Here is a 14,507-nt window from a genome sequence, read left to right on the forward strand (position 1 = left end):
CGCGCCCCTTCCTATCTCAGCTTCAGGGTGGCGAGGCCGACGAAACTGAGCATCATCGCCACGATCCAGAAGCGGACGACGACGGTGCTCTCGGCCCAGCCGAGCTTCTCGAAATGGTGGTGGATCGGCGCCATCAGGAAGATGCGCTTGCCGGTCTTCTTGAAGTAGGCGACCTGGATCATCACGGAGAGCGCCTCGGCCACGAACAGGCCGCCGACGATGCCCAGGACCAGCTCGTGCTTGGCGCAGACGGCGATCGAGCCCAGGGCGCCGCCCAGGGCCAGCGAGCCGGTGTCGCCCATGAAGATCTTGGCCGGCGGGGCGTTGTACCAGAGGAAGCCCATGCCGCCGCCGATGATCGCGCCGCACAGCACGGCCAGCTCGCCGACGCTGGGCACGTAGTGCAGGTTCAGATAGTCGGCGAACTTCACGTTGCCGACCAGGTAGGCGATCAGGCCGAAGGTCGAGGCGGCGAACATCACCGGCACGATGGCCAGGCCGTCCAGGCCGTCAGTCAGGTTCACGGCGTTGGAGAAGCCGGCGATCGTGATCGCGGCGAAGGCCACGTAGAACCAGCCGAGGTTGATCACCAGGTTCTTGAGGATCGGGAAGACCACCGAGGTCTCCAGGCCCGGCGTGGTGGGCGACTGCGGCGCGAAGAGGATCAGCACCACCGCGGCCAGGATCGAGACGATGAACTGGGCGACCAGCTTCTGGCCGCTGGAGAGGCCGGCGGTCGTCTGCTTGGTGACCTTGGCGTAGTCGTCCATGAAGCCCAGCACGCCGAAGGCGGCGGTGATGCCCAGCACCACCCAGACGTGGACGTTCTTGAGGTCGCCGAACAGCAGCGAGCCGACGAACAGGCCGGCCAGGATCATGAAGCCGCCCATGGTGGGGGTGCCGGCCTTCTCGGTGACGTGGCGGGCGATGCCGTCGGTGCGGATCGGCTGGCCCTTGCCCTGCTTGGCCTTCATCCAGCGGATGAAGCGCGAGCCCATGGCGACGGCGACGATATAGGCCGTCAGCATCGACATGCCGGTGCGGAAGGTCAGGTACTTGAGCAGGTTCAGGACCGGCACATGCTCGTGCCCGCCCCGCGACAGCCACTCGTAGAGGAAATACAGCATCAGTCCTGTCCTTCGAGGTCGAGCGCGCCCAGGGCGGCGGCCACGGCCCCCGCCTTCGACCCGTTCGAACCCTTCACCATCACCACGTCGCCCGCCCGCATCGCCGAAGCGACCTGGGGCGCGAGTTCGGCGGCGCTTTGGGCGTACGCGCCTCGCCGAGTCGGCGGAAGCGCTTCCCATAAAGATTTCATTAACGGTCCGGCGCAGAACACCAGGTCGATGCCGGCCGCCGCGATCGGGTCGGCTAGATCGCCGTGGAATCGGGCGCTTTGCGGGCCGAGCTCCAGCATGTCGGTGAGGACGACGATGCGCCGGCCGGCGACCGCGCGCGCGCCCAGGGTCTTCAGGGCGGCCTGCATCGAGACCGGATTGGCGTTGTAGCTCTCGTCGACCAGGGTGAAGGTCCCGCCGGGAACCCTGACCAGGCGCTCGGCGCCGCGGCCCTCGATCGGCTCGAACTCGGCCAGGGCCGCCAGGGCGGTCTCGCGGTCGACGTCCAGGGCCTCCAGCATCAGCAGCACGCACAGGCTGTTGAGGCCCCAGTGGACGCCGGTCTGCAGGATCGGGAAATGGATGGTCTCGCCGCGCAGGACGGCGGTGACCTGGGCGCCGTTCGCACCGGCGGCGAACACGGTCAGCTGGGCGGTGAGGCCCTCGCCCGTGCCGAAACTCCAGACCTGGGCGCCGGCCTTCTCGGCCTCGGCCTTCAGCAGGCCGAACCACGGATTGTCGGCGTTCAGCACGGCCACGCCGTTCGGCTCCAGGCCGGCGAAGATCTCGGCCTTGGCCCGGGCCACGCCCTCCTCGCCGTCGGCGAAGTTCTCCAGGTGGACGGGGCCGACGGTGGTGATCGCCACCGCGTGCGGCTTGATGAAGCCCGACAGCGGGGTGATCTCGTCGGCGTGGTTCATGCCGACCTCGAACACCGCCCGCTGGGTGTCGCGCGGCATGCGGGCCAGGGTCAGGGGCACGCCGATATGGTTGTTGTACGACTTGACCGAGGCGTGGGCCTTGCCCGCCCGGCGCAGGCCGGCCTCGACGGCGCGGGTGACGCTGGTCTTGCCGACCGAGCCGGTCACGGCGCCGCGCCGGGCCTGGGGCGCGCGTTCGCGGGCGGCGACGCCCAGGCGCTCCAGCCCGCGGAAGGTGTCCTCGACCAGCACGGCCGGGATGGCCACCGGCCTGGAGATCAGCGCCCCGGCCGCGCCCTTGTCGGCGGTCTGGACGACGAACTCATGGCCGTCCCGCGCGCCGGTCAGCGCCACGAACAGGTCGCCGGGCTCCAGGCTCCGGCTGTCGATCGACACGCCCGTGGCCTCGAAGTCGGCCAGCACCTGGCCGCCGGTGGCGGCGGCGATCTCGTCGGCGGTCCAGAGGATCTCACGCATGGACGGCCTCCAGAGCCTGGGCCGTTTCGGTCACGTCGTCGAACGGATGGTTCACCCCGGCCACCAGCTGGCCCTGCTCGTGGCCCTTGCCGGCCACCACCAGGACGTCGCCCTCGGCCAGCAGGGCCGCGCCGGCCCGGATCGCCTCGCGGCGGTCGCCATATTCCTTCGCGCCGGGCGCGGCGGCCAGGATGGCGGCGCGGATCGAGGCGGGCTCCTCCGAGCGCGGGTTGTCGTCGGTGACGATGGCCACGTCGGCCAGGCGCGCGGCGATCTCGCCCATCAGGGGACGCTTGCCGCGGTCGCGGTCGCCGCCGGCCCCGAACACCACGATCAGCTTGCCGCGGGTGTGCGGGCGCAGGGCGGCCAGCACCGTCTCCAGGCCGTCGGGAGTGTGGGCGTAGTCGACATAGGCCTCGCCGCCGCGCGCGCCGGTCCCGACCCGCTGCAGCCGGCCGGCCGCGCCTTCCAGGTGCTCCAGGGCGGCGATCGTCGCCTCGAGGTCCTCGCCGGTGGCCAGGACCAGGCCGGCCGCGACCAGCACGTTGGACGCCTGGAAGTCGCCGGCCAGCGGCAGCAGCACGTCGAACGCGCGGCCCCGAGCGGCGATCTTCAGGCGCTGGCCCTGCGGCACGGGCGTGCGCTCGACCAGCTTCAACCCCTGCCCGTCGTGGCCGACGGTCAGCACGGTCTGGCCCGAGGTCACGGCGGCCGAGGCGAAGGCCGGGAAAGCGTCGCTGTCGGCGTTCAGCACGGCGGTGCGGGCGCGCGGCAGCAGGGTCTCGAACAATCGCAGCTTGGCCGCGCGGTAGCAGCCCATGGTGCCGTGATAGTCCAGGTGGTCCTGGGTGAAGTTGGTGAAGCCGGCGGCGGCCAGGCGCACGCCGTCCAGGCGGCGCTGGTCGATCCCGTGCGACGAGGCCTCGACCGCCAGGTGGGTGACGCCCTCGGCGGCCAGGCGGGCCATCATCTCGGCGACGTCGGCGGCGTCCGGCGTGGTCAGGCCCGGCGGGGTCAGCTGCCGGTCCGGCTTGCCGGCCTCGCTGACCACGACGCCCAGGGTGCCCATGCTGGCGGCCTTGCGGCCCAGCCGGGCGTAGATCTGGCGGCAGAAGCCGGCGACCGAGGTCTTGCCGTTGGTGCCCGTCACCGCCACGCAGGTGGCCGGCTGCTCGGCCCAGAACTGGGCGGCGGCCAGGGCGTAGGCGCGGCGCAGGTCGCCGGCGTGGACGACCGGCACGGACAAGCCCTCGACGTCGTCCGGCGCCAGGATGGCGGCCGCGCCCGAGGCGATCGCGCCGGGGATGAAGTCGCGGCCGTCGACCTTGCTGCCCGGCAGGGCGGCGAACAGGAAGCCGTCACGCACCTTGCGGCTGTCGGCGGTGACCCCGGCGATCACGGGGTCGACCGCGCAGGGCCGGTTCAGGATCTGCGAAAGCGTCTTGCTCAAAGTCCCGCCTCCGGTGCGGCTTTCGGCTGTTGGGCCACGGTGAAGATGTCGGTCTGGCGGCGCACGCCGAGGAACGGGGCGATGCGGTCGATGACCCGGCCGGCGGCCGGCGCGGCCACCCAGCCGCCGGTCGAGAAACCTTTCGACGCGGCGCTCCCTTTGGGCTCGTCCAGCAGCACCAGCACGAAATAGCGGTCGGCCTCCAGCGCGTTGTTGGTGGGGAACACCGCCGCGAACGACGAGACCTGGCGCTGGTGGTTGTAGCCACGGATGGCCGGGTCGTACTTCTCGCCGGTGCCGGTCTTGCCGCCGACCGACAGGCCCGGGATGTTGGCCGACTTGCCGCTGCCGCCGGTGACGTTGGCCCGCATGATCTGCAGCATCTGCTGGGAGGTCTCCTCCGAGATGGCGCGCGGCGCCTCCGGACGCACGCCGGGCGCCAGCTTGTGGATGGTCAGCGGCTGCAGCGTGCCGCCGTTCAGCAGCGCGCCCATCGCCTGGGCCAGGGCCAGGGGCGAGACATTGATGCCGTGGCCGAACGAGGTGGAGGCGACGGCGTCGTCGTCCCACTTCTTCGGGGTCAGCGGCCGGGCCGATTCCAGCAGCTCCACCTTGGCCGGCTTGGTCAGGCCCAGGGCGTTGAAGTAGCGACTCAGGCGCTCGCCGCCGATCCGCTCGGCCAGCATGGCGGTGCCGATGTTGGACGAGTGCTGGAACACCTCGACCAGGGTCAGGATCTTCCGGGCGGCGTGGAAGTCGTGGATCGTCCGGTAGCCCAGCTTGAACGGCTCGCGGGCGTCGAAGGTCGAGGCCGGGGTCGCCGCGCCGGTGTCCAGGCCGATGGCCACGGTGAAGGCCTTGAAGGTCGAGCCCATCTCGTAGACCGAGGCGGCCGCGTGGTTGGTCATCTGCTCGGCGGACGCCTGGTTCAGCTGGTTGGGATCGTAGTCCGGATAGCTGACCAGGCCGAGGATCTCGCCGGTATGGACGTTGGTGACGATGCCGACCGCGTCCTTGGCCTGGAACTCGATGGCGGCCTTGCGGACCTCGTCCTCCAGGGCGGCCTGGACGCGCAGGTCGATCGACAGCGGGATCGCCCCGTCCGGCCCCTTGGCGGCGGCCTCGCGCACCGGCTCGTCCAGGGCCTTCTCGGCGCCGGACAGGCCCTTGCCGCCCTTGTCGACGAAGCCGATGAAGTGGGCGGCGCTGGCCCCCAGCGGATAGACCCGGGCGGCCTGCTCCTCGAACTCGACGCCGGGCAGGCCCAGGTCGAAGACCGCGTCCTTCTCGGCCGGGGTCATGCCGCCGACCAGGAAGCCGCGGCGGTCGGCGAACACCACCTGGTCCAGGCGCTTGGCCGGCACCTGGGGCAGGGCCTTGGCCAGGGCCTTGCGCGTGGCCTTGGCGTCCCAGACGTCCTTGGGATTGATGTAGAGGGCGTAGTGGGTCAGGTCGACGGCCAGCAGCTGGCCGTTGCGGTCGACCAGGTCGCCCCGCGCCCCGTCGGTCGAGGCCAGGTAGCCGTTGCCGCCGACCTTGGAGAACACCGCCGCCCAGGTGGCGCCCAGGGCCAGCACGGTGAAGGCCAGGCCGAAGATGGCCATGACGAAGAAGATGCGGATGCGGGTGTCGTCCTCGGGCCGCGCGGCGGCGCGCGAGCGCTCGAAGGCGTGCTCCAGCCGCCAGACCCGCTCGATCAGCCAGCGCCAGGCCGCGGGCGCGCCGCCGGGGGCGAGATTGGCCAGGCTCATCGCGGCGCCTCCGTGGCCTGTTCCGGCGTCGGATCGTCGTCGGGCGTCGCCTCGGGAGCCTCGGCGGCCGCCGCCTCGGTATTGGCCGCCGCGGTCGGCGAGGCCGGGGCGTGGGCGGCCGGGGCGTGGCGCGCCACGTCGATCAGGGCGTCCTCGGTGGTCTCGTGCTCGGGCTTGATCGGGGCCAGCTGCAGCCGCTGGGCCAGCTGTTCGATGCGGCGCGGCTGCTCCAGATAGGCGACCTCGGCCTTGAGCAGGCGCACGCGGATCTTCTCGTCGTCGATCTGGCGCTCGACCTCGGCGATCTGGGCTCGCTCGCGGCCGGCGAAGGTCTTGGCCATGTAGACGCCCAGCACCAGCACCAGCAGGATCGTCAGGCAGACCAGCTCCACGACCCGGAAGCCCCGCACGCGGCGGTCGAACATGCTCGACAGGCTCATGCGGCGCTCCAGACCGGAGCCGGCGTGCGCACGGCAGCGCGCAGCTTGGAGGAGCGGGCGCGCGGATTGACCGCCAGCTCGGCCTCGCCCGGCGCGATCGCCTTGGACGAGATCAGCTGGAAGCTGGCCGGCGCGCCGGCCGCGACCGGCGGCGCGTGCCGCGACCCGCCCGGCGTGCGGCCGGCCCGCTCGGCCAGGAAATTCTTGACGATACGGTCTTCCAGCGAGTGGAAGGTGACCACCGCCAGCCGGCCGCCCGGCTTGAGCACGCGCTCGGCGGCGGCGAGGCCGGCCTCCAGCTCCTCCAGCTCGGCGTTGACGGCGATCCGCAGGCCCTGGAACGAGCGGGTGGCGGGATGGACCTTGGCGCCCTTGCGGCCGCCCAGGGCGCGCTCGATCACGGCGGCCAGGTCCAGGGTCCGCGTGAACGGTCGTTCGGCCCGGCGCTTGACGATGAAGCTGGCGATGCGGCGCGAGGCGTGCTCCTCGCCGTAGACATAGAGGATGCGGGCCAGCTCGACCGGGTCCAGTTCGTTGACGAGGTCGGCGGCGGTGGGGCCGTCGTCGCCCATGCGCATGTCCAGCGGACCGTCGCGCATGAAGGAGAAGCCGCGCTCAGCCTCATCGAGCTGCATGGAAGACACGCCAAGATCCAGGGTCACGCCGTCCACCGACGCATCCTCCAGATACGCGGTGATTTGCGAGAACCGGTCCTGAATCAGCCGAAAGCGACCATCCGTCGCGGAAAACTCGGCGGCGAAGCGCTGGACGCTCGGATCACGGTCGAAGGCGACCACCGAGGCCCCGGTCGCCAGGATGGCGCGGGTGTAGCCGCCAGCTCCGAACGTGCCGTCCACGACCACGTCGCCAGGGCCCGAGGCCAGGGCCGAGACCACCTCGTCGAGCAGCACCGAGACGTGCGGCGCGCCGGCTTGCTGGACGGCTTCGAAGTCGGTCATGCCGCGCCCCCGATCCGGGCGACGCGCTGCTGGGCGCGCAGGGCGGCCAGGCCGTCGCGGGCCAGTTCGCGCTGGGCGGCGCGATGGGCCTGGAAGGCCTCGCGCGACCAGATCTGGAACCGCTCGCCCAGGCCGACCACCGCCACCCAGTCGGTCAGGCCGAACATCTCGCACAGGGTGTCGGGCAGGGTGATGCGGCCGGCGGTGTCGAACGACAGCCGGGCCATGCCGCCCAGCACACTGGTCTCCAGGGCCGAGCGCAGCGGATCGCCGAACGGCAGCTCGTCGATCACGCCCTGATAGCGGTCGAACAGGGCCTTTCCGCCGGCTTCCAGGCAGTCGGCCTCGATGGAGGGGAAGCAGAAGATCCCGTCGAACGGACCCGAGAGCGCGGCGCGGAAGTCCTGCGGCACGACGATGCGCCGCTTGCTGTCCAGCTGCTTCTCGAACGTCGAGAGAAACACCTCGCTACCCCTGTTAAAGCCCGCCGCCGGACGCCCTGCCACGACCGCCCCGACACGAGATGGGTTAACATGGGATTGATTGGGACACAATGACACCAACGGCCGTTTGACCGTCAAAACAAAGGTGTCGCGACGCTCTTTCACAGATCGCCAGAATCTATCCACAGAACATACATGGAACTTATTAAGATTTCGCCGACCCTAGACTCTGCGAGCGACCTTGCTGGCAAGGGGACCGCGTGGCCACGCTGACGAGTTCTTGGGGAGAGGTGGGGCTGAAACCCACTTTTTTGCGCGTCCCGGGCGGGGGACGAAATGGACCAGATGGTCTGTAAGCCGGGTTCTGTCTGACGCCCGCCCCTCCCGAAGGAAAGACGGCCGCGAGACGGCCATTCCTCTGGACCGCCCATCGCTGGACGGTTCTCGCGACCTACCCGGACCCTCTCGGCCAGTGACGGCCTATCCGACGCGAGGCCGGCGCGGGGTCCCTATTCGGTCTTGCTCCAGGCGGGGCTTGCCATGCCGTCCCTGTTGCCAGGTCCGCGGTGGGCTCTTACCCCACCCTTTCACCCTTCCCGCCCCGTGGGGAGGAGGTTTGCTTTCTGTGGCGCTATCCCTGGGATCGCTCCCGGCGGGCGTTACCCGCCGCCTTGTCACCGTGGAGCCCGGACTTTCCTCGACCTTCTTGCGAAGACCGCGGCCGCCCGACCATCTGGTCCGGGGCCTAAGTGACGTCCGCGGGGCGCGGGGTCAAGCGTCGTGCGTCTTCATGAGGTCCGCGATCGGATGATCGCCCAGGGCCGCGACCACGCCGGCGCGGTCGGCGTCGGTCTTGTTCTGCGACAGCTTGAAGGTCCCCTCCAGCCGCTCGACGCCGAGCCGGCAGCCGATGATGCCGCGCCTAATGGCCTCGAAGCGGCCCGGGCTCATCTTGTCGCGGGTCCAGGGTGTCTTGGGCAGGAGGCGCGCCTCCTCCTGGGCCGACAGGTCGTCGAGAAGCGCCACGAACTCGGCGTCGCTGAGCGGCGCGATCAGGCCCTCGGCCTCGACGGAGACGTAGTTCCAGGTCGGGACCTGGTCCTCGCTGCCGTACCAGTCGGGGCTGACATAGGCGTCCGGGCCGACGGCCAGGGCCACGGCGCGAAAGCCCTGGACGACGTACGGCGCCAGGGCGTTGCCGCGCGACAGGTGGAAGTCCAGCGCGACCTCGCCGAAGTCCAGTTCGCGGACCACCACCGGCGCCTGGGCCGTGAACGGCCGGCCGCCCACGGCGGCGGCGATCGTCACGAACGGATGGGCGCGGAGGAAGACCAGCAACGCGTCGCGATCCTCGACCCGGAAGGGCTTGGCCGGATGCATCAGCCCGCCGCCCGCAGCAGGGCGACCAGCCGCGCCCGGGTCTCGCCGTCGGCGACGCCGTCGAAGCGGGTCTGCAGCCAGTGGCGCTGGAAGGCCGCGACCACGGTCTCGGTCCACTCGTCGTACTGGCCCGACGGCGCGCAGTTGTAGCCCAGGCGGGTCAGGCCAGCCTGCAGGGCGAAGACGCCGGTCCCCTCCTCGCCCCGGCCCAGCGGCGCGCCGGGCGACGGCGGCGGCTCGACCCACAGGCCGTGGCCGGCCTGGGCCAGGCGCTTCCAGGGGAACAGCTCGCCCGGGTCGATCTTGCGGCCCGGGGCGATGTCGGAATGGCCGATGATCCTGTCATCGTCGATGGTCCAGCGCGAGCGGATGTCGGCCAGCAGGTTGATCACCGCGGCGACCTGGGCGTCGGGGAAGGGGCGGTAGCCGAACTCGTGGCCGGGATTGACGATCTCAATCCCGATCGAGGCCGAGTTGATGTCCTTGACGCCCTTCCAGAAGGCGGCGCCGGCGTGCCAGGCGCGGCGCTCCTCGGGCACCAGTCGGAAGACCCGCCCGTCCTCCTCGACCATGTAGTGGGCCGAGACCTTGGCCTCGGGGTCGCGCAGCCGGGCCAGGGCGGCCTCGCCGGTCTCCATGCCGGTATAGTGCAGGACGACAGTGTCGGGCACGGCCTTGCGCGCGTCGAAGTTCGGCGACGGGGCGTCGATCAGGCCCTTGGGCGACGTCATTGAGAGCGGTTCCTCGTCAGCATCAGCAGCGGCATCACCTGGTTCCCACGCAGGGCGATGATCAGCACCCCCACTAGCGCGAGCAGCGTGCCGAGTCCCATCCGGGCGTCGAAATGATCGTGCGTGATCAGCACGCCCAGGCCAATGGTCATCAGCGGGGTCATCAGGGTCAGCGGCGCGACCAGGTTGGCGTCGTGGCGCTGGATCAGGCCGTAATAGGCGGTGTGGGCCAGGACCGAGACGACCAGGGCCGAGAACAGCAGGGCCGCCAGGAACGGCCAGCCGGCCTTCAGGGCCAGGTCCGGGCCGCCGGGCTCGGTGGCCAAGCTCAGCAGCGCCAGCGGCAGGACCGAGGTCGCGCCGACCCAGGCCTGGAACTGCAGCGGCTTGACCCCCTCGATCTGCTTCATCATCACCGCCCCCAGCGAGCCGGTGAAGGCCGAGGCGACGATGAACCACAGGCCCGGCGACAGCCGCAGCCCCTGCGGGTTCCACATCACCACCACGGCGCCGGTCAGGGTCAGGGCGATGCCCAGGCCGCGCTTCCAGCGCACCTTCTCGCCCAGCATCAGCATCGACAGGAGGGTGGTGAACGGCACGCCCAGCTGGATCACCACCGCCGAGGCCGACGGCGAGGCGGTCTTGAACCCCATGAACAGCAGGGCGAAGTTGCCCGCCCCCATCAGCAGGCCGACCGCCACGATCCGCCAGGCGGGCCGCGGCGCGGGCAGCAGCCACGGCAGGGTCACCGCCGCGACGATGGCGAAGCGCACCGCCGCATAGAACAGCGGCGGCACGCCCCAGTGGGCGACCACGATCTTGGAGATGATGTTGTTGCAGGCCCAGACCAGGCAGACCAGGACCAGCACGCCGAAGTCGCGCAGGGACATGACGATAGCGCATACGCGCCGCCGAGGAAGGTTTGCAATGAAAACCGGGCGGCGCGGACGTCGCCTCCGACGCCGCCGCGGTTGACGGATGGCCTAAACGGTCGTTTGCTGGTGAACAATGTTCACATAAGCGAGCGTCCGGACCACCGGACCGGGTGGACTTCAGGGTGGAAGCACGATGGCCATCGAGCATTTCGACGTACTGATCGTGGGCGCGGGCCTGTCGGGCGTCGGCGCGGCCTATCACCTGCAGCGCGACTGCCCGGGCAAGACCTACGCCATCCTCGAGGCGCGGGGGGCGATCGGCGGCACCTGGGACCTGTTCCGCTATCCCGGCATCCGGTCGGACAGCGACATGTACACCCTGGGCTACGCCTTCAAGCCGTGGCGCGAGGCCAAGGCCATCGCCGACGGCCCCTCGATCCTGCGCTATGTCCGCGAGACCGCCGACGAAAACGGGATCACCCCGCGCATCCGCTTCGGCCACAAGGTGCGGCGGGCCAGCTGGTCGTCGCAGACCGCCACCTGGACCGTCGAGGCCGAGCACGACGGCCGGACGGTGAAGCTCACCTGCGGCTTCCTGTCGATGTGCAGCGGCTACTACAACTACGACGCCGGCTACACGCCCGACTTCCCGGGCGTCGATCGCTATCGGGGCCGGCTGGTCCACCCGCAGCACTGGCCCGAGGACCTCGACTACGCCGGCAAGACGGTGGTGGTGATCGGCAGCGGCGCGACGGCCGTGACGCTGGTGCCGGAAATGGCCAGGACCGCCGGCCACGTGACCATGCTGCAGCGCTCGCCGACCTATGTGGTCTCCCGCCCGGCCGAGGACGGGATCGCCAACTGGCTGCGCGCCAGACTGCCGGCCATGACCGCCTATAACATCACCCGCTGGAAGAACGTGGCCATGCAGATGCTGTTCTTCCGGATCGCCCGCAGGAAGCCGGAAAAGACCAAGCAGCAGCTGCTGGGCCTGGTGCGCGAGCACCTGGGCCCCGACTACGACATCGAGACCCACTTCACGCCGCGCTACAATCCCTGGGACCAGCGGCTGTGCCTGGTGCCCGACGCCGACCTGTTCGACTCGATCAAGGCCGGGACCTGCTCGGTGGTCACCGACCAGATCGAGACCTTCACGCAAACCGGCCTGCTGCTGAAGTCCGGCAAGACCCTCGAGGCCGACATCATCGTCACCGCCACGGGCCTGCGCATGCAGCTGCTGGGCGAGATGGAGATGGTGGTCGATGGGCGAAGGATCGCGCCGCACGAGACCACCAGCTACAAGGGCATGATGTTCAGCGACGTGCCGAACCTGGCCTCGACCTTCGGCTACACCAACGCCAGCTGGACCCTGAAGGCCGACCTGACGGCCGAATATGTCTGCCGCCTGCTCAAGCACATGGACCGCACGGGAACCCGGATCTGCACCCCGCGCCTGCCCGAGGGCGAGATGGAGATCGAGCCCTGGCTGGACTTCTCGTCGGGCTACGTCCAGCGCGCCCTGGCCGTCCTGCCCCGGCAGGGCGCCAAGACGCCCTGGAAGGTGCACCAGAACTACGCCCTGGACCTGGTGGCCCTGCGCTACGGCAAGGTCGACGACGGGGTGATGGAGTTCTCCAAGGTCCGCGCCCCGGCGGCGGCGAAGGTCGCCGCGTAGGCTCCGCCCCCTATGGGGGCGGACAGGCGGCGAAGCCGCCAGGTGGGGGCAAGTGTTCACCGGCACGATCTCTCGTCCTCACGCGGAAACCCGCTGAGTCGATGGAAAGGGTCGCGGAGCGCCGGACGACGTCCGGAGTGTTTGAAGAGTAACCGTTTCGACGAAGCCCAGATCGCTCCGCGCGGTCGTTATCCGGAAGCCTGCGGCGCTGAGCCCTGTTCGGGCCTCGCCGCCTTGAAGCCTCCGACGGGCGGGCCAGGTCAACGACACCCGATCCCGGACCGCGAGCCTTTCACCGCTCGCCTGCTGCTCAACCGGCCCCTACGTCACGTCGTATCTGTATAACAGGCCCGACCGGCACCAGAGACGCAAGGTTGGTCCTGTCCTTTACGCACGCGGACAGCACCGCCGACGGAGCTACCCGCTCGATCGCCCCCCGCCGCCGCATCGGTCGCTGGCCATGCGCCCTTCCCCGCGACGAGGTGAGTCAAGGATACGGGCGGTTTCGGCGCCGAGGACCGGTGACGCTGAAGAATTCTCAGGGCGTTGAAAGAGTTGGAGTTTTTCTCGGAGCCGACGGGGATCCAGCCACGCCCATCCCCAATCCCGCCGTCATTCCCGCCCTTGTGGCGGGAACCCCTGGTTCAGCCGACGGTGAGACGCCTTGGCGCGCCGGCGCGCCACACCGCTGCACCTGCGACGGACAAAGGGGTTCCCGCCACAAGGGCGGGAATGACGGTTCTAAAAAGGGAAAGGCCTTTGCCCCCTTCCGCCATTCGCCCGCGGCGAGGCCTCGCCTTGAAACCTTGATGGCGAGCCTGCTCTGGCGTCCACCAAGGCTTTAAGGCGTGACCCATCCGAGGCGGATGGAGACTTGCGCCAAGCGGACGTTTCGGACGTCGGAGAAGGGGCGGTTTGCAGACATTCGCTTCCGCCCACATAAACCGCGCTATGGATACTCTTTCCCCTAGGCCGTTCAAGAAGGCCGCATCTCAAGCGTTTCCATTCGGCATAGCCTCTTTGGCGGATGAAGCTGCGTCGGAGCTATCGCCTTTCGTCGACGATACCTATCGGCAGCGATCTGAGGCCATCGATGTTATGGGACAGATGATCGCCATTCCTCGCCGACTACATTTCGTCGGCCTGTCCGCAGGTAGCGAGGCGCTTGACCAGCTCAACCCGGCATCCCGCTGCCTCGTTACCCGTGCAACAGATGGCCACCTACGTCAGCACGCCGTCCGGTCGGTAATCGACCACCAAAACCCGTGGGTCGCGCCATTTGTCCTCATGTTGCTCGGTGAATATGTAATCGAGATCGTCGAAGACATCCGAGACGCGCTCCCCGTTCTGGATCAATCGGTCTATGCAAACTTCGTCCGCGAGAACCGGCAGACCGTGCAGAGGCTCCGTGCGAGGGCAACCAGCTATTGGGATGCCTATCACCGTCAGCGATACCCTCAGAAACGCGACTATCCCGGACTCCAAGCACTCCACGAAATGGAGACGTGGGCGGCGTGACAAAGTCCGCATTGGGTGGAGGCTGTGTGGAAACACAGGGCTGAGCCCTCTCGCGGAGGACAGCTTTCGCGTCCCGATCGGCCGTTATGCGCGACAGAGCGCCAGATCAGCCATTTGATGGCACGGCCAAAGGCGCTTGATGGTCCGAAAAGCGTTCTCACACAGCCTCGGTGGTTATCGGGCGTCGTGGCTCAGCCCCACCCAGCTTCGCCGAGCATCTCTTCGCGTTCGTCCTCGGTGAGCAGGGCCATCCGAGCAAGCGTCCGCTTCCCCTTAGCGAGGGCTAGCACAGCCAGGATGCTGCTTACCGACTCGTCGTTACTGGCTACTGGAAAATCAGCCAAAGCACGGACCTCTAATTGCCTCCACGCGGACTCGTAGTCGTCGGCCAGCCAGGCGGGCAGCGCAGGATTGCCGGCGCCATGCCGCGCCTCCTCGACCGTGGCCGCTAGCGCGAAGACATTCCAATCTGGCCGGACATGCGTCGCATAGGCACGCACGATCTCGATGATTGCGGCGTAGGAGGCTTCGCCAACGTCGCCCTGGTGGTGCAACTCCTGCCAGAACTCCTCCCACACAGCCATGTCTCCCGCAGTGAACCGTTGAAGCGCGGGCCTGACGTCATAGGGCCGTCGATAGCCTCCTTGAAGGACGGCCCAGTGCTCATCGGCAAGATCCATCGACGCCTCCAATACTCAGATTTCAACGTAGATTGCTGCGATGGGGAATGTTCGCCGTGGGTCGAAAGCCGCCAGCCGGCCGTTCCGACG

13 protein-coding genes and 1 other RNA gene are annotated in these 14,507 nt (G+C 69.2%); 2 read left to right on the plus strand and 12 right to left on the minus strand.

Annotated features, from left to right (window positions below):
* Nucleotides 1-11: 11 nt before the first annotated feature.
* From mraY to AC07NX_RS01710, 11 genes are all read right to left on the minus strand, one after another.
* Nucleotides 12-1,127 (minus strand): phospho-N-acetylmuramoyl-pentapeptide-transferase, encoded by a 1,116-nt coding sequence (gene mraY / locus AC07NX_RS01660; protein ID WP_494638530.1) that lies wholly within the window; start codon nucleotides 1,125-1,127, stop codon nucleotides 12-14.
* On the minus strand, nucleotides 1,127-2,515 hold the full coding sequence (locus AC07NX_RS01665; RefSeq protein WP_494638532.1) for a UDP-N-acetylmuramoyl-tripeptide--D-alanyl-D-alanine ligase: 1,389 nt from the start codon (nucleotides 2,513-2,515) through the stop codon (nucleotides 1,127-1,129). Before AC07NX_RS01665 ends, mraY begins: the two co-directional genes overlap by 1 nt.
* Nucleotides 2,508-3,965 carry a UDP-N-acetylmuramoyl-L-alanyl-D-glutamate--2,6-diaminopimelate ligase gene (locus AC07NX_RS01670; protein WP_494638534.1) on the minus strand — a complete coding sequence of 486 codons (1,458 nt, stop codon included), beginning with the start codon at nucleotides 3,963-3,965 and terminating at the stop codon, nucleotides 2,508-2,510. The genes AC07NX_RS01665 and AC07NX_RS01670 overlap by 8 nt, the downstream gene beginning before the upstream one ends.
* A complete protein-coding gene (locus AC07NX_RS01675) occupies nucleotides 3,962-5,716 on the minus strand; it encodes a peptidoglycan D,D-transpeptidase FtsI family protein (protein WP_494638536.1) in 1,755 nt (584 codons plus the stop codon). Before AC07NX_RS01675 ends, AC07NX_RS01670 begins: the two co-directional genes overlap by 4 nt.
* Nucleotides 5,713-6,156, minus strand: a complete 444-nt coding sequence (gene ftsL, locus AC07NX_RS01680) for a cell division protein FtsL (RefSeq protein ID WP_494638538.1) — start codon at nucleotides 6,154-6,156, stop codon at nucleotides 5,713-5,715. Before ftsL ends, AC07NX_RS01675 begins: the two co-directional genes overlap by 4 nt.
* Nucleotides 6,153-7,115: a 16S rRNA (cytosine(1402)-N(4))-methyltransferase RsmH gene (gene rsmH / locus AC07NX_RS01685; RefSeq protein WP_494638540.1), complete on the minus strand. Its 963-nt coding sequence runs from the start codon at nucleotides 7,113-7,115 to the stop codon at nucleotides 6,153-6,155. The genes ftsL and rsmH overlap by 4 nt, the downstream gene beginning before the upstream one ends.
* Entirely contained in the window at nucleotides 7,112-7,579 is a 468-nt protein-coding gene (locus AC07NX_RS01690) for a division/cell wall cluster transcriptional repressor MraZ (RefSeq protein ID WP_132091201.1), read from the minus strand. The genes rsmH and AC07NX_RS01690 overlap by 4 nt, the downstream gene beginning before the upstream one ends.
* A gap of 316 nt (nucleotides 7,580-7,895) precedes the next feature.
* Nucleotides 7,896-8,295, minus strand: an RNA gene (gene rnpB, locus AC07NX_RS01695) — RNase P RNA component class A.
* 34 nt (nucleotides 8,296-8,329) lie between these two features.
* A complete protein-coding gene (locus AC07NX_RS01700; protein WP_494638542.1) occupies nucleotides 8,330-8,938 on the minus strand; it encodes an FMN-binding negative transcriptional regulator in 609 nt (202 codons plus the stop codon).
* Nucleotides 8,938-9,669 carry an N-acetylmuramoyl-L-alanine amidase gene (locus tag AC07NX_RS01705; RefSeq protein WP_494638544.1) on the minus strand — a complete coding sequence of 244 codons (732 nt, stop codon included), beginning with the start codon at nucleotides 9,667-9,669 and terminating at the stop codon, nucleotides 8,938-8,940. The genes AC07NX_RS01700 and AC07NX_RS01705 overlap by 1 nt, the downstream gene beginning before the upstream one ends.
* Nucleotides 9,666-10,559, minus strand: coding sequence for a DMT family transporter (locus tag AC07NX_RS01710; protein WP_494638546.1), 894 nt, complete (start codon nucleotides 10,557-10,559; stop codon nucleotides 9,666-9,668). The genes AC07NX_RS01705 and AC07NX_RS01710 overlap by 4 nt, the downstream gene beginning before the upstream one ends.
* Before the next feature lie 178 nt (nucleotides 10,560-10,737).
* On the opposite strand from AC07NX_RS01710, the gene AC07NX_RS01715 reads away from it, so the two are divergent.
* Both AC07NX_RS01715 and AC07NX_RS01720 read left to right on the plus strand, forming a co-directional pair.
* Nucleotides 10,738-12,219 carry a flavin-containing monooxygenase gene (locus AC07NX_RS01715; protein WP_494638548.1) on the plus strand — a complete coding sequence of 494 codons (1,482 nt, stop codon included), beginning with the start codon at nucleotides 10,738-10,740 and terminating at the stop codon, nucleotides 12,217-12,219.
* 951 nt (nucleotides 12,220-13,170) lie between these two features.
* Nucleotides 13,171-13,737 carry a hypothetical protein gene (locus AC07NX_RS01720; RefSeq protein WP_494638550.1) on the plus strand — a complete coding sequence of 189 codons (567 nt, stop codon included), beginning with the start codon at nucleotides 13,171-13,173 and terminating at the stop codon, nucleotides 13,735-13,737.
* A 191-nt stretch (nucleotides 13,738-13,928) separates the two neighbouring features.
* Here the strand turns inward: AC07NX_RS01720 and AC07NX_RS01725 are convergent, their stop codons facing one another.
* Nucleotides 13,929-14,417 carry a hypothetical protein gene (locus AC07NX_RS01725; RefSeq protein ID WP_494638552.1) on the minus strand — a complete coding sequence of 163 codons (489 nt, stop codon included), beginning with the start codon at nucleotides 14,415-14,417 and terminating at the stop codon, nucleotides 13,929-13,931.
* Nucleotides 14,418-14,507: the final 90 nt, after the last annotated feature.

Source organism: Caulobacter sp. GW821-FHT09A05, from assembly GCF_059418465.1.

What these genes read in the sequence shown, in the direction of transcription:
- AC07NX_RS01715 (WP_494638548.1), top strand. Translation starts at nt 10,738, where the DNA reads ATGGCCATCGAGCATTTCGACGTACTGATCGTGGGCGCGGGCCTGTCG.
- AC07NX_RS01705 (WP_494638544.1), bottom strand. Translation starts at nt 9,669, where the DNA reads ATGACGTCGCCCAAGGGCCTGATCGACGCCCCGTCGCCGAACTTCGAC.
- AC07NX_RS01725 (WP_494638552.1), bottom strand. Translation starts at nt 14,417, where the DNA reads ATGGATCTTGCCGATGAGCACTGGGCCGTCCTTCAAGGAGGCTATCGA.
- AC07NX_RS01710 (WP_494638546.1), bottom strand. Translation starts at nt 10,559, where the DNA reads ATGTCCCTGCGCGACTTCGGCGTGCTGGTCCTGGTCTGCCTGGTCTGG.
- mraY (WP_494638530.1), bottom strand. Translation starts at nt 1,127, where the DNA reads ATGCTGTATTTCCTCTACGAGTGGCTGTCGCGGGGCGGGCACGAGCAT.
- AC07NX_RS01700 (WP_494638542.1), bottom strand. Translation starts at nt 8,938, where the DNA reads ATGCATCCGGCCAAGCCCTTCCGGGTCGAGGATCGCGACGCGTTGCTG.
- rsmH (WP_494638540.1), bottom strand. Translation starts at nt 7,115, where the DNA reads ATGACCGACTTCGAAGCCGTCCAGCAAGCCGGCGCGCCGCACGTCTCG.
- AC07NX_RS01675 (WP_494638536.1), bottom strand. Translation starts at nt 5,716, where the DNA reads ATGAGCCTGGCCAATCTCGCCCCCGGCGGCGCGCCCGCGGCCTGGCGC.
- AC07NX_RS01720 (WP_494638550.1), top strand. Translation starts at nt 13,171, where the DNA reads ATGGATACTCTTTCCCCTAGGCCGTTCAAGAAGGCCGCATCTCAAGCG.
- AC07NX_RS01665 (WP_494638532.1), bottom strand. Translation starts at nt 2,515, where the DNA reads ATGCGTGAGATCCTCTGGACCGCCGACGAGATCGCCGCCGCCACCGGC.
- ftsL (WP_494638538.1), bottom strand. Translation starts at nt 6,156, where the DNA reads ATGAGCCTGTCGAGCATGTTCGACCGCCGCGTGCGGGGCTTCCGGGTC.